Raw genomic sequence first — 13651 nt, 5'->3', positions numbered from 1 at the left:
CGCAATTACTCGCGAACCAGACACCCGTACCCCTGTCGAAGGGACTAGAGTAAAACATCCCCAATCCTAATTCGTCTGCTCGTTAGAGGTCGCATAGATGTCAGAGGAACCGCTTGTTCGTGACACCGAGGTAGCTGCATTTCGCGCCGCTGTACTCGAAAAACTCACTTATGCGGTGGGCAAAGACCCAGATCATGCGTTTGAACATGACTGGTTTGAAGCCGTCGCCCTGGCTGCGCGCGACCACATGGTTGAGCACTGGATGGACCATACGCGGCAGATTTACCGCAAAGGCCAGAAACGGGTCTACTACCTTTCCCTCGAATTTTTAATCGGCCGCTTGCTCTACGACAGCTTGAGCAACCTGGGGTTATTGGAAATCGCCCGCGAGGCCATTGCCGAGCTGGGTGTGGACCTGGAACGTATTCGCCTGCTGGAACCCGACGCTGCGCTGGGTAATGGTGGTCTTGGCCGCTTGGCCGCATGCTTTATGGAAAGCATGTCCACACTTGGTGTTGCCGCCCACGGTTACGGAATTCGCTATGAGCACGGTTTGTTCCGTCAAGCCGTGGTCGACGGCTGGCAGCAAGAACAAACCGAGAACTGGCTGGATTTCGGCAACCCTTGGGAATTCGAACGTGCGGAAGTGATCTACCCGGTCGGCTTCAGCGGCAGCGTCGAAACAGTCACTAATGAAGACGGTGAGCAACGACAAGTCTGGCGTGCGGGTGAAACAGTTCGAGCCGTAGCGTATGACACCCCTGTCGTCGGCTGGCGCGGATCAAGCGTTAATACGTTGCGTTTGTGGCGGGCACGGGCAGTGGAAGACCTGCATCTAGAGCGCTTCAACGCAGGCGACCACTTTGGTGCCGTAGCGGAAGTGGTTCGAGCCGAAAGCATTTCTCGGGTGCTTTACCCCAACGACAGCACCGAGGCGGGCCAAGAACTACGCCTGCGCCAAGAGTATTTCTTCGTCTCAGCGTCGCTCCAGGATCTGCTGCGCCGGCACCTGAACATGCATGAAACGCTATACAGCCTGGCCGACCACGCCGCGATTCAGATGAACGACACTCACCCCTCAATTGCCGTCGCTGAGTTAATGCGCCTGCTGATGGACACCCACGGCATCCCTTGGGATGCCGCCTGGAAAATCACTGTCGAAACGCTGGCCTATACCAACCACACCTTGCTTCCCGAGGCTTTGGAAACTTGGTCTGTGGGCTTGATGGAGCGGATGCTGCCTCGACACATGCAGATCATTTACCTGATAAATGCCCTGCACATTGATCAGTTGCGCGCCAAAGGCATTCACGATTTCGAGGTGCTGCGTGCCGTGTCGTTGATTGAAGAAGACAACGGCCGCCGTGTTCGGATGGGCAACCTGGCATTCATCGGCTCACACAGCATCAACGGTGTTTCGGCCCTGCACACCCAGTTGATGCGCAAAACTGTGTTTGCACAATTGCACAAGCTCTACCCGGATCGGATCAACAACAAAACCAACGGCATTACCTTCCGCCGCTGGCTGCATCAGGCAAACCCGTTGCTCACGGGGATGCTGGTTGAGGCATTGGGCGTTGATATGCTCGATAACGCTGAAACACGCTTGATCGAACTTGAGCCGTTTGCCGAAAAGGCCACGTTTCGCAAACAGTTCATGGAGCAGCGCCTGAAGAGCAAAAAAGCGCTGGCGAATATTATTCAAGAGCGCCTGGGAATTGTGGTCGATCCCGAAGCGATGTTCGACGTACAGGTCAAACGTATTCACGAATACAAACGGCAGCTGCTTAACCTGTTTCATACCGTTGCGCTGTATCAAGCGATGCGTGCGGAGCCGGGGACAAACTGGGTGCCTCGGGTCAAGATATTCGCCGGCAAAGCAGCGGCCAGTTACCACACGGCTAAATTGATCATCAAGTTGACCAATGACATTGCCCGAACCGTGAATAACGACCCAACGGTGCGCGGCATGCTCAAAGTCGTGTTCATGCCGAACTACAACGTCAGTTTGGCCGAAAGCATTATTCCCGCTGCAGACCTGTCGGAGCAGATCTCCACGGCGGGCCTGGAAGCGTCGGGCACCAGCAACATGAAGTTCGGCCTCAATGGCGCACTGACCATCGGCACATTGGATGGCGCCAACGTGGAAATGAGCGAGCTGATCGGCCTCGATCATATGTTCATATTCGGCCTGACCTCACAACAAGTCGAAGCGCGCAAACGTATCGGCGACTACAGCGCCGATGCGGACGTTGCCGCGTCGCCCAGACTCAATGACGTGTTACAAGCGATTCGGGGCGGTGTATTTTCGCCGGATGATCCGAATCGCTACGTTGGCTTGATCGATCAATTGCTGGCGTATGACCGTTTTCTGGTCTGTGCGGATTTCGAATCGTATTGGCAGGCACAAGCCAAAGTAGAAGCGATGTGGCACGACCCCAAAAGCTGGTGGCGCTCCGCCGTGCTCAACACCGCACGCATGGGCTGGTTCTCATCGGACCGAACCATTCGTGAATATTCCAATGATATTTGGAGGGCATTGGAGGAATAGAAAGCTGCAGAGATAGGCAGAATTACTGGAGGGGAGCGAATTTATCCGCCCCCCCCCAGTATTCGGTCAAACCGTTTCACAATCTAAAACGAATCCCCTCGCGGCCTGCAAAATCTTGACCGGGCGCACCTGTTGATCTCCGTTTTGAGGCTACTCTCACCCCACACATGAACTCTCTGAGTCAGATCCCAGTCTGACTGGAGTATTACGTGCCCACTCGCGTTAAACTGCGCGGGCTTTTTATCCCCCACCTACGGAGCTCTCCATGTCCCGCGTTACCCTGAGTCGTTATTTGATTGAGCAGACCCGCAGCAACAACACTCCTGCCGATCTGCGCTTCCTTATCGAAGTGGTGGCGCGCGCCTGCAAGGAAATCAGCCATGCCGTCTCCAAAGGCGCATTGGGTGGGGTGCTCGGCAGCATGGGCACTGAAAACGTACAGGGCGAAGTGCAGAAAAAGCTCGACGTGATTTCCAACGAAATCCTGCTCGAAGCCAACGAATGGGGCGGTCACTTGGCCGGCATGGCGTCCGAAGAAATGGACAATGCCTACCAGATCCCGGGCAAATACCCAAAAGGCGCGTACCTGCTGGTATTTGACCCACTGGACGGCTCGTCGAACATCGACGTTAACGTCTCGGTCGGCACCATTTTCTCGGTATTACGTTGCCCGGACGCCCACCTGAGCCAGAACGATACCCTGAGCGAGCAAGCATTCCTGCAACCTGGCACCAAGCAGGTTGCGGCCGGCTATGCCATCTACGGCCCGCAGACCATGCTGGTCCTGACACTGGGCGACGGCGTCAAAGGCTTCACGCTGGACCGCGAATTGGGCAGCTTCGTCCTGACCCACGAAGACATGCAGATTCCTGAGTCCACCCAGGAGTTCGCCATCAACATGTCTAACCAGCGTCACTGGGAAGCTCCGGTCAAACGCTACGTGGAAGAGCTGCTGGCGGGCGAAGACGGCCCGCTGAAAAAGAATTACAACATGCGCTGGATCGCGGCCATGGTTGCCGACGTGCATCGCATCCTGACCCGTGGCGGCATGTTCATGTACCCACGCGACAGCCGCGACGCCTCGAAACCCGGCAAACTACGCCTGATGTACGAAGCCAACCCGATGTCGTTCATCGTGGAACAAGCCGGCGGGATGTCCACCGACGGCCATCAGCGCATCCTCGACATTCAGCCACAAGGCCTGCACCAGCGGGTTGCGGTGTTCCTCGGCTCCAAAGAAGAAGTCGAGCGCGCCACGTCTTATCACAAGGAATAAACCTTGGTCGCCCCCTGGCAGCCGTTGCTTGAATGGTGGTTCGGTTCAGCCGAATCGCCTATTGAAGTCGAAAAAGCCAAGGGCAAGCTGTGGTTCGGCAAGAAAAAAAGCCAGGACAGCGAGGCGCATCAGCGTTTCGCGGTTCAGGTAGAGCAAGCACTGGCCGGCGACTTGTCCGACTGGGCACAGAGCCCGCAAGGCTGGTTAGCGCTGGTGCTGCTGCTCGACCAACTCCCCCGCATGATCTTTCGTGACACACCCAAGGCGTTCGCCGGGGACACTCGTGCGCAAACTGTTGTCGCTGAGGGGCTAGCGCTCGGCCTCGATCAAAAGCTATCGGCCATCCAAAGCACCTTCATTTATATCGTTCTGGAGCACAGCGAAAACTTGGCTCATCAAGATCAGGCCATCGCACTGCTGGCCAAACTGCTGGACGCACAGCCCGACGCTGATCGCCCGGTTATTGCCAGCAATCTGGATTACGCGAAAAAGCATCAAAGAGTAATTGCCCGGTTCAAGCGATTTCCCCATCGCAACGAGGTGTTGGGGCGGGAGTCGACGGCTGAGGAGGTTTTGTTTTTGCTGGGGCGTGGGTCCAGGTTTTGATCGCCTAAATACCGACTAGACGCATGGACACCCTGACCCTCTTTGATGGCAGCGGCACATAACCAATTCCCTGGTCGTCAATCTTTCGCGAATCCTTTGTTCCATCAAGGCTGGCTATATATTTTCGGTTAATAATCCGCCCTGCCGTTTGGCTATCGGTTGCGCGGAAGAACAGCACAAGCGGCTTTGGCTGTGGCGGTGGGTTCTCTACTGCCGCCATTATTCTGCGGTGGCGAGCGTGCGGCTCGTAATCCCCCCAGTCAAACGTGCGCGCCTCAGGCTTCGTCAGCACCCACTCGCCGCGCTCAATCTGCTCCCAGACATAACGATCGCGAAAGACCATCGAGGCGCGTCGCAATTCGGCCAAACCTTCGATTTTCCGATGCCCAGCTAAAAGTCTTTTGACTATCACCAAGGCTTCAGCGGGAGAATGGATGTATTTTTCTTCTCCCATGTTGAGTTTACGACGATGCACCAACTTCATGCCGACGCTCCCTCATTCCAGTAGTCGGAGCCCATCGTTCCGCAGGTTTCATGAGTCGAGCTGTTGTTCCGATACGTAAACGTAACAGTTTCCAATTGAGTGATATGAGCAAATGCAGGATCGCGCCAATGTGGCATTGCGATATGTATATCGGTAATCAGGGCGTCTTTATAGACCATGGTAAAAAAATGCTCATGAAAGCCATTGGGTGAAATTCGATACCAGTCAAACTTGCATTGGCTCAGTGTTTCACCCGTGCGCCACGCTTCAAACAGTAAAGGGGTCGACTTATCGAGCATTTTGGTAATGGTGAAGGGCCCATGAACCCGATGGCCGGGCTGCGCCCCTTGGGGTTGACCAAAATGCTGATCAAATGACTCCACCAGAATTTGATCTTCTCGCCCGAGCTGGTAGTTGTTGCCAATCGACTCTAACGACGAACAGCCCTCAGTAATCAATTTTTGTTTTTCGCCGATAATGGTCAAGTAGGGTGGCATAGGCATAGGGTACTCCTGGGTTTGGTATAGGTATTTTAGATAGCGTTAGTTGACGTAAACTTGCACAGGATGAATGTTCAAAACCATTAGGCAGATTTAACAACGACAACTCATGGATAAGGTGTCCAAGGCTTACCAACATTCAGGAAAATTCGGTAGCGTTCTTCTTCGGGGTGTTTACTGTCCTTAGATCGATTCATTGCCAACAAGGCCTGGTATTTATCACCGGCATACCAATAGGTTGTTCCACCGATGGGCCCGTTGCGCAATTGAGCACGCCATTGCGGTGTATCAGCGAAGGGCGGGAATCTTTTTTGTTTTTTATCTTCCCAACCACCCCGACGCCATTGATCCTGAAGATCCAAGACGACCTGTAGGGCGTCATCGAGTAACAAGGGCTCGGTTTGCGGATATATAGTCAAGCTCTGAATAATGTTGTCGTTGAATATAACGTAGAAATCAGAGCTCTTTGGAGTGACAAAACCATACTGCGGGTCGATGAATCTTAACTGCGCGTCGGACTTTGGCCAGCCAGGCCATGTTCCCTCACCGGGGAAAGGCAAACTAAAGCGGGCTGATGAACGCTTGAGCATCTCCTCGTAGGTGCCGCCTATTTCGAGAGCGATCTCCCGTTCGTACCATGACCGCAAGACATCTGCTGCCCATAACGTCAGGAGCATCAGGCAGACCCAGTATCGCCGCTTCATCGAACCCCCGCCCCATCGGCAATTTCCTTGATCGACTGTTCCAGCAATGGACGATTTTCGTCGCCCAGCATCTCGTCGAAACGCGCCGCGGCCTGAAATACGAAGGCTATGCGCTGCTTGTAAACTGACAAGTCTGCAAACGGATTACTGCTGAATTCGAGGGTGCGCCCATCCACGACTGGCTGGCATTGGCTCGCCAAGGTCAATTCAATCGCTTGCGCCACGCCCGATGGAAAACCGGTTACATAGGAAACATGGTTACCGCGCAGTAACAGTTTGAGCTGTGGGTCTTTGTAGATGGCGGGCTGCAGAATATTGCGTTGCTCATGTACCGCCAATTTCCTCACACTCCCGGCAATATCCCCCCTTTCTATCGCCTCGAAGGCCAGCAGTATTTCTAAATGGCTACGACCGAACTCAAGCGTCTCCTTTCCCACCGGCCACAACACCGGAAACTTTGGATGGCCATAAATGGTCTCGCGCTCGTCCAAACAGGTTTTTAACTCTTCAATCCCACGTTTTTTGTAAAACGCATGCAACGGGAAAATATCGAGGAACAAGGTGGTATTGCCCAGCGCCAACATGTCGTAAACGTACTGAAACTGTTGCTGCATCAAGGATGACGGTTCCGCTCCCAAACTTAGGTCGCTTAGAGGAACAGGATTGTTGCCGCGGGCGGTTTGGTAATCGTCCAGTGCCTGCTGATCTGTATCTTTGAAGATGTAGGCCCCCAGAAAACCGGGATTCGATGCCGCATTGGAGTCGATCAAGCGCTGCCTTGCGTCGCGTTCTGCCTGAATAACCTCAGTCATATCGGCCGCATGCAACAATCCGCACCCCACTTGCTTGGAGGCAAACGCTGCGAGGCCGGCCCACTGGAAACGATTATCGTGCAGCCACAACCGGGCATAGGCGGCGTTGATCGCGCGATTGCGTTCGATGGGGTCGGCGATTAGGACGCCGCCGGGAGCGACAATTTCTTCGGCTTCGCGTTGGAAGACTCGCCAGAGTCCAGAGCAGGTCAAAAACGGCACGTCGACGACGTCCTGCATGACCCCGTAAAGCTCGATCCGGTGCGTCTCGCATTCTTCGATGGGCTTGGTGTTGTGATTCAACAACTGTTTGTCGCATTCGTGGTCTTTGAAACACTGGGTCATGGCGCTGGCTCCGGACAGGAATTTCGCCAACCTATCAGCCAAAAAACCGAAGTGAAATATCGTGAAAAAAATGGAGAGGAGGCCTACAAACACTGCTGAAATACCGTACAAACACAGCAGAAAAAACCTACAGCGCTCTGCCCAATTTTTACCGGTCCAGCCATTGCCAGCAGACTGGTTCCGCGAAGAAGCACTCCCTTTGACCGGCCGGGAACCAGTTTGCTTATTTCTCTTCTAACCTATTGCTGTCCGCTTGGCGTTTTCTGCGCCGTGGCGACGCCCCCTCACTTGTTGGAGCTTCAATTCATGTCTTTGCGCACCGTCGCGTTGTTGTCGTTTTGTGTATTGTTAGCCGCTTGCAGCAAGGTGACTCAGGAAAATTACTCCAAGTTGTCGGCAGGCATGGATAAGGCGCAAGTCGAACATCTATTGGGTAGCCCGACCGAATGTTCGGGTGCATTGGGTATGTCCAGCTGTACATGGGGCGATAAAGTGAGTTTTATCAGCGTCCAGTACGGCGGTGATAAAGTGCTGATCTATTCGGGCCAAGGCTTAAAATAAGCCGCTAGGGAGAACGTGATGCGTTTATGGGTTGGGTTGATGGCGAGTCTGTTTTTAGCGGGCTGCACACATTCTTCGAGCGATCTGATCGAGCCGAAAACGGTCGATCATGTGGACCTCAAACGGTACCAAGGGACGTGGTACGAACTGGCAAGGCTGCCGATGTTCTTTCAGCGCAACTGCGCTCAATCGCAAGCGCTTTACGTACTCAAAGAGGATGGCAATATCGGCGTAACCAATCGTTGCCGTAAGCTGGACGGCACGTGGGAGCAAGCCACAGGCACGGCGTCGCCGCAGGTAGCGGGCAAAACCGACAAGTTGTGGGTTGTCTTCGACAACTGGTTCTCGCGACTGTTTCCGAGCTTGGCGAAGGGCGATTATTGGGTGCTGTATGTCGACGACGGTTACAAGACCGCTCTAGTGGGGAACCCGGATCGCAAATACTTGTGGCTGTTATCACGCACGTCGAAAGTGTCCGAGGCGACGAAACAGGACTTGTTGGCCAGGGCACGGCAGCAGGGCTACGACACGACCAAGCTGATCTGGCGGGTGGATGATTCGATGATCATCAAGCCGGATAAGCTATAGACGTCACTCTGGAGCTAACGTGTTGGCGAAGCGGCTTGGTGCGGTGCATCGGGTAACACGCCTGGCCAACACGTTGGCTCTACGGAGATAGGTGTCTGGCGCGGATCTGTGGGCCAAAGGCTAACCCAACAACTCCCGCAACACCTGAGCAAACGCACGATTACTGTGTTCTTCATCAGCATGCCGGCCGTTGCGGATCACCCAACGCCCGTTGACCATGACGTCGCGAATCTGCCGGTCACTGCCCGCAAACAACCAACGGTTAAGAATCGCATCACCGGCGGCCGTCGACAGGTAGGGATCGTTACCGTCCAGCACCAGCCAATCCGCACGCTGCCCGACGTTCAGCGAACCAATCGCCTGCCCCATTGCTTGCGCGCCACCGCTGAGTGCCGCATCGAACAACGTGCGTCCAACCATCGGCTGATCACGGCGGTACACGCGATTGCGTCGCTGATCGCGCAAACGCTGACCATATTCCAGCCAGCGCAGCTCTTCGACCACGCTCAATGACACATGACTGTCCGAGCCAATCCCCCAACGGCCGCCCTGCGCGATGTAGTCCACCGCCGGAAAAATACCGTCCCCCAAGTTGGCTTCAGTGGTCAGGCACAACCCGGCAATCGCGCCGCTATCAGCCATCAGCGCGACTTCTTCCGGGTTAGCGTGGGTGGCGTGAACCAGGCACCAGCGCTGATCGACCGGGGCGTTTTCATACAACCATTGCAGCGGACGCCGACCGCTCCAGCTCAGGCAGTCATCCACTTCCTTCTGCTGCTCGGCGATATGAATATGCACCGGGCAGAGTGAGTCGCTGGCGGTCAGTACGTCGCTGATTTGCTGCGGCGTTACCGCGCGCAACGAGTGAAAGCACAGACCCAATGATTGCGCAGGCTGTTTCGCCAGGATCGGTTTCAGTCGCGCGTGAAGGTCGAGGTAACTGTCAGTGGTGTGGATAAATCGGCGCTGACCTTCGTTAGGCGCCTGACCGCCAAACCCAGAGTGGCTGTACAACACCGGCAACAAGGTCAGGCCTATACCGGCTGAACTCGCGGCCTGGCTGATGTGCAGGGCCAGTTCAGCAGGGTTTGCGTAAGGCTTGCCGGTGGTGTCCTGGTGTACGTAATGAAATTCAGCGACTGAGGTGTAACCGCCCTTGAGCATCTCGATGTACAACTGCCGAGCGATGACCCCAAGCTGCTCAGGACTGATCTGCCCCACCAAGCGGTACATCAACTCTCGCCACGTCCAGAAACTGTCATTGGGGTTGCCCGCCACTTCGGCTAAACCTGCCATCGCACGCTGGAACGCATGGGAATGCAGGTTGGGCATTCCCGGCACCAGTGGTCCCTTGAGGAACTCTGCGCCCTGGGCATCGGCATCGGTTTGAACGCTCGTCAGCACCCCATCGGCGCTGACATCGAGACGAACATTGTTGGCCCAGCCGGTGGGCAATAATGCGCGCTCGGCAAAAAAGACGGACATGGACCTGCACCCCATCGTGTAATTTGTATATACATATACAGACGTTTGTCTGCTCGGTAAACTGCGGCAAGCTTGTCGTCGGTCGGGTTAATGGTTAGTTTGAGCGCATCTGCGCCTGCAACCCAACTTTCGAATCATCACCCATCGAACAAGGATTTCACTGTGCCGACTCCGCCTGCCCTCTCTCCACTGGCTGCCCAGATGGGTGACAGTCCGGCGCCTTTATACGCGCGCGTGAAGCAGATGATCGCCCAGCAAATCCAGAATGGCACGTGGGCGCCGCATCATCGCGTGCCGTCGGAAAGTGAACTGGTGACCCAACTGGGCTTCAGCCGCATGACCATCAACCGAGCCCTGCGTGAACTGACCGCCGAAGGCCTGTTGGTGCGTATGCAAGGCGTCGGTACGTTTGTCGCCGAGCCCAAAAGCCAGTCAGCGCTTTTTGAAGTACACAACATCGCCGATGAAATTGCCTCGCGCGGCCATGTTCATACTTGCAAAGTCATCATCCTGAACGAAGAAGCCGCAGGCTCCGAACGGGCCCTGGCCTTGGACATGCGTGAAGGCCAGCGGGTATTTCACTCGCTGATCGTGCATTTCGAGAATGACATCCCGGTGCAAATCGAAGACCGCTTCGTCAACGCTCAGGTAGCGCCGCACTACCTGATGCAGGACTTCACCAAACAAACGCCTTACGCCTATCTGTCGCAAGTCGCACCGCTGACCGAGGGTGAACACGTGGTCGAAGCCATTTTGGCTGAAGAACTGGAATGCGAGTTGCTGCAAATCGAACGCGGTGAGCCGTGCCTGCTGATTCGCCGCCGCACATGGTCAGGTCGTCAGCCGGTGACCGCCGCACGCCTGATTCACCCCGGCTCTCGGCATCGCCTGGAAGGACGCTTCAGCAAATGAGTCAACTGACCGTTCTACGCGCCGCCGACTACCCGCGCATGCCGTGGAAAAACGGTGGTGGCAGCACTGAGGAAATCACCCGCGACGCCGGCACCGGAATGGACGGTTTTGGCTGGCGTCTGTCGATTGCAGACATCGCCGAATCGGGCGGCTTTTCCAGCTTTCCCGGCTACCAGCGAATCATCACGGTGCTGCAAGGCGACGGCATGACATTGCACGTCGACGGCCAGATCACACGTGCGCTGCGGCCCCTGGATCCGCTGGCATTTAGCGGCGAGAGCCCAGTCAGTTGCACGTTGCTCGGCGGCGACATACGTGACTTCAACCTGATTTACGCGCCACACCGTTACAACGCCCGCCTGCAATGGATCGACGGACATCAGCGGTTTTTCAGTTCTGCCGGCACAGTGCTGGTCTTCAGCGTGACAGAGGGTTTGAGCGTCACCACAGGCACCTCCACCCACGGTCTGGGCAAGCATGACTGCCTGCAACTAGACGGTAACCCCGGCTTGTTGGAATTGTCGGTCAACGGAACATGCTGTGTGATCGAACTGACTGCGATTTGATAAGTCCGCAAAACCCTAGCCCGATTGACCGGAACACCGATGCCCACCAAGGACAACAAACCGCTGAGCCCTGCCACACTGGATCGCATCGACGAAGTCATTCTCGATGTTCTAAGCCGCGACGGTTAAAGCCGGTATAGCCAGCATTCGCTAAACGCTTTTACGCGCACCAACCCCTCGCACGCTGTTACCGAACGCCCCAGCGTAGCGCGAAATCGCTCATCTATTCGCCAACCGGCGACCGCACCCAATCACCGCCCATCACTTTTAATCCTGCCAAGACCCCTCTGTTTCGGGCCTTCTATTGCTCTGGAAAACTTTCTTCTGGACACCCAAATGAAGTTGGTCTTACGATTGCATATGCTTGTATGTACAAGTAAAGATGTGTGCACATAGCTGTGACGGTAACCGCCCTGCTACCCATGCATCCGAACGATGAATTTTATTGGCTGAATCCGCTTCGCCTGTTCGAGAAACTCGACACCGACCGGCTTGCCCACTTCGCTGAGGAGTTTTTTCGTGACTGACAATAACCACTGGACCCCTGAAACCTGGACCCGCCATCGTGACGTTGAAGTTCGCGCCGCCCGTGGGACCAAGCTGACCGCCAAGAGCTGGATGACCGAAGCGCCGCTGCGAATGTTGATGAACAACCTCGACCCGGAAGTGGCAGAGAACCCGAAAGAACTCGTGGTTTACGGTGGCATCGGCCGCGCCGCGCGTAACTGGGAATGCTACGACAAGATCGTCGAAAGCCTGACCAACCTGAATGACGACGAAACCCTGCTGATTCAATCCGGCAAACCGGTGGGCGTATTCAAGACCCACAGCAACGCGCCACGGGTGCTGATTGCCAACTCAAACCTGGTGCCACACTGGGCCACTTGGGAACACTTCAACGAACTGGATGCCAAGGGCCTGGCCATGTACGGCCAGATGACTGCCGGCAGTTGGATCTACATCGGCAGCCAAGGCATCGTTCAAGGCACTTACGAAACCTTTGTTGAAGCCGGTCGCCAACACTACAACGGCAGCTTGGAAGGCAAATGGGTACTGACCGCTGGCCTGGGCGGAATGGGCGGTGCTCAACCGTTGGCCGCAGGCATGGCCGGTGCGTGCTCGCTGAACATTGAATGCCAACAGAGCCGTATCGATTTCCGCCTCAAGACTCGCTATGTAGACGAGCAAGCAATCGATCTCGACGACGCATTGGCCCGTATCGCCAAATACACCGCTGAAGGCAAAGCCATCTCCATCGCGCTGTGCGGTAACGCTGCCGAGATCCTCCCGGAAATGGTTCGCCGTGGCGTGCGCCCGGATATGGTCACTGACCAAACCAGCGCCCACGACCCACTCAACGGTTACTTGCCGGCTGGTTGGACCTGGGAAGAATACCGCGCCCGCGCCCTGACTGAGCCTGCGAACGTGGTTAAAGCCGCCAAGCAATCGATGGCGGTTCATGTTCAAGCGATGCTGGACTTCCAGAAAGCCGGCGTGCCGACCTTCGACTATGGCAACAACATCCGCCAGATGGCCAAAGACGAAGGCGTAGCCAACGCGTTCGACTTCCCAGGATTTGTGCCCGCTTACATTCGCCCACTGTTCTGCCGCGGTGTAGGCCCTTTCCGTTGGGCGGCCTTGTCTGGCGACCCGGAAGACATCTACAAAACCGACGCCAAGGTTAAAGAGCTGATCCCGGACGACGCCCACCTGCATAACTGGCTGAACATGGCCCGCGAGCGCATCGCGTTCCAGGGTTTGCCAGCACGTATTTGCTGGGTGGGCCTGGGTCAGCGCGCCAAGCTCGGCCTGGCGTTCAACGAAATGGTCCGCAGCGGCGAGTTGTCGGCACCGGTTGTGATCGGCCGTGACCACCTGGACTCCGGTTCAGTGGCCAGCCCGAACCGCGAAACCGAGTCAATGCAGGATGGTTCCGATGCGGTCTCTGACTGGCCGTTGCTCAACGCCCTGCTCAACACCGCCAGTGGCGCAACGTGGGTGTCCTTGCACCACGGCGGCGGCGTTGGCATGGGCTTCTCGCAACATTCTGGCATGGTGATTGTGTGCGACGGTTCCGACGAAGCGGCAGAACGTATCGCCCGCGTGCTGCACAACGACCCAGCGACCGGTGTCATGCGCCACGCCGACGCGGGTTATCAAATCGCGATTGATTGCGCCAACGAGCAGGGTTTGAACCTGCCGATGCTGAATCGCTAACCCCGCCATTGTGGGACCGAATTCATTCGGGAATGGATAAACGC

Annotated in this window: 13 protein-coding genes; 8 read left to right on the top strand and 5 right to left on the bottom strand. The window is 56.0% G+C overall.

Annotated elements, in window-relative coordinates; translation table 11 throughout:
- Nucleotides 1–97: 97 nt before the first annotated feature.
- The 3 genes from RGW60_RS20875 (at nt 98) to RGW60_RS20865 (ending at nt 4433) form a co-directional block, all read left to right on the top strand.
- Nucleotides 98–2551, top strand: a complete 2454-nt coding sequence (locus tag RGW60_RS20875) for a glycogen/starch/alpha-glucan phosphorylase (protein WP_322206373.1) — start codon at nt 98–100, stop codon at nt 2549–2551.
- Nucleotides 2552–2816: 265 nt separating this feature from the next.
- On the top strand, nt 2817–3827 hold the full coding sequence (locus RGW60_RS20870) for a class 1 fructose-bisphosphatase (RefSeq protein ID WP_322206372.1): 1011 nt from the start codon (nt 2817–2819) through the stop codon (nt 3825–3827).
- Between the two features lie 3 nt (nt 3828–3830).
- Nucleotides 3831–4433 (top strand): DUF924 family protein, encoded by a 603-nt coding sequence (locus tag RGW60_RS20865; protein WP_322206371.1) that lies wholly within the window; start codon nt 3831–3833, stop codon nt 4431–4433.
- A 4-nt stretch (nt 4434–4437) separates the two neighbouring features.
- Here RGW60_RS20865 and RGW60_RS20860 read toward each other — a convergent pair whose 3' ends face one another.
- From RGW60_RS20860 to RGW60_RS20845, 4 genes are all read right to left on the bottom strand, one after another.
- Complete coding sequence (locus tag RGW60_RS20860; RefSeq protein ID WP_322206370.1) at nt 4438–4917, bottom strand: hypothetical protein; 480 nt, start codon at nt 4915–4917, stop codon at nt 4438–4440.
- Complete coding sequence (locus RGW60_RS20855; protein ID WP_322206369.1) at nt 4914–5420, bottom strand: Hcp family type VI secretion system effector; 507 nt, start codon at nt 5418–5420, stop codon at nt 4914–4916. Before RGW60_RS20855 ends, RGW60_RS20860 begins: the two co-directional genes overlap by 4 nt.
- 104 nt (nt 5421–5524) lie before the next feature.
- Nucleotides 5525–6094 carry a hypothetical protein gene (locus tag RGW60_RS20850; RefSeq protein WP_322206368.1) on the bottom strand — a complete coding sequence of 190 codons (570 nt, stop codon included), beginning with the start codon at nt 6092–6094 and terminating at the stop codon, nt 5525–5527.
- A gap of 23 nt (nt 6095–6117) precedes the next feature.
- On the bottom strand, nt 6118–7278 hold the full coding sequence (locus RGW60_RS20845; RefSeq protein WP_322206367.1) for a DUF2515 family protein: 1161 nt from the start codon (nt 7276–7278) through the stop codon (nt 6118–6120).
- A 306-nt stretch (nt 7279–7584) separates the two neighbouring features.
- On the opposite strand from RGW60_RS20845, the gene bamE reads away from it, so the two are divergent.
- Complete coding sequence (gene bamE / locus RGW60_RS20840; protein ID WP_322206366.1) at nt 7585–7839, top strand: outer membrane protein assembly factor BamE domain-containing protein; 255 nt, start codon at nt 7585–7587, stop codon at nt 7837–7839.
- 18 nt (nt 7840–7857) lie between these two features.
- Nucleotides 7858–8427 carry a lipocalin family protein gene (locus RGW60_RS20835; RefSeq protein ID WP_322206365.1) on the top strand — a complete coding sequence of 190 codons (570 nt, stop codon included), beginning with the start codon at nt 7858–7860 and terminating at the stop codon, nt 8425–8427.
- 120 nt (nt 8428–8547) lie between these two features.
- Here the strand turns inward: RGW60_RS20835 and RGW60_RS20830 are convergent, their stop codons facing one another.
- Complete coding sequence (locus RGW60_RS20830) at nt 8548–9912, bottom strand: formimidoylglutamate deiminase (protein ID WP_322206363.1); 1365 nt, start codon at nt 9910–9912, stop codon at nt 8548–8550.
- 201 nt (nt 9913–10113) lie between these two features.
- On the opposite strand from RGW60_RS20830, the gene hutC reads away from it, so the two are divergent.
- The 3 genes from hutC to hutU all read left to right on the top strand — a co-directional run bounded on the left by hutC (nt 10114) and on the right by hutU (nt 13607).
- Nucleotides 10114–10824 carry a histidine utilization repressor gene (gene hutC / locus RGW60_RS20825; RefSeq protein ID WP_322170660.1) on the top strand — a complete coding sequence of 237 codons (711 nt, stop codon included), beginning with the start codon at nt 10114–10116 and terminating at the stop codon, nt 10822–10824.
- Nucleotides 10821–11390 carry a HutD family protein gene (locus RGW60_RS20820; RefSeq protein ID WP_322206362.1) on the top strand — a complete coding sequence of 190 codons (570 nt, stop codon included), beginning with the start codon at nt 10821–10823 and terminating at the stop codon, nt 11388–11390. The genes hutC and RGW60_RS20820 overlap by 4 nt, the downstream gene beginning before the upstream one ends.
- Before the next feature lie 519 nt (nt 11391–11909).
- On the top strand, nt 11910–13607 hold the full coding sequence (gene hutU, locus RGW60_RS20815) for a urocanate hydratase (RefSeq protein WP_322206361.1): 1698 nt from the start codon (nt 11910–11912) through the stop codon (nt 13605–13607).
- Nucleotides 13608–13651 lie beyond the last annotated feature (44 nt).

Origin of the sequence: Pseudomonas sp. AB6, from assembly GCF_034314105.1 — a bacterium.
Classification (GTDB): Bacteria; Pseudomonadota; Gammaproteobacteria; order Pseudomonadales; family Pseudomonadaceae; genus Aquipseudomonas.
This window is presented reverse-complemented; position numbering and strand designations above follow the sequence as displayed.